Origin of the sequence: Maribrevibacterium harenarium (assembly GCF_006385675.1) — a bacterium.
GTDB classification, from domain to species: domain Bacteria; phylum Pseudomonadota; class Gammaproteobacteria; order Pseudomonadales; family Marinomonadaceae; genus Marinomonas; species Marinomonas harenarium.
Window position 1 is genome coordinate 1 of the sequence record NZ_VFRR01000136.1, and the last position, 620, is coordinate 620.

The 620-nt window shown below is 51.1% G+C and carries 1 protein-coding gene; it reads right to left on the minus strand.

Features of this window, described 5'->3' with window-relative positions:
* Positions 1 to 620: IS66 family transposase (gene tnpC / locus FJM67_RS17430; protein ID WP_140591960.1), on the minus strand; the 620-nt coding region annotated here is incomplete at both ends.

Genomic DNA, 620 nt, shown 5'->3' on the forward strand with positions numbered 1-620 from the left:
CTTCGAGTTTTTCTAAAGTATCCGCGTCGGCAATGTGGTCGAGTACGTATTGGATGTAACTCGATGGTTCTAGGCCATTAGCTTTGGCGGTTTCTATCAATGAGTAGCAAGTAGCACTGGCGTTCGCTCCACGTGACGAATCAGCAAATAGCCAGTTGCGTCTGCCTACCGCGAACGGGCGGATGGCATTCTCGGCTAAAGCATTACTGATATGGACGAAGCCATAGTCACAGTAAGCGATCAGAGATTCCCACTGGTTGAGGCTATATTGGATGGCTTTAAAGATCGGTGAGTCTTTCGGCACCTTTGTCTGGTTGGTTTCCAGCCACGCTTTGAAGTCTTCTAGCAGTGGTAACGCCAGCTCTTGGCGCACGGTGTACTTTTCCGACTCGCTTAAGTTTTCAATTTTTCTTTCGATGGCATAGAGCTTGCCGATCTTACCGACGGCCACATCCGCTTTCGATGGTGTGGCCTTGTTGCTTTTTCCTTTCTGAGGAGCCGCACCGCGTGCGGCTTCAACAAACTTGCGCCGCGCATGGTCCCAACACCCAATACGAGCGATATCAAGCTCTCGGCAGACCTTGCCGTAGCCACTGTAGCCGTCAACTTGTAACACGCCA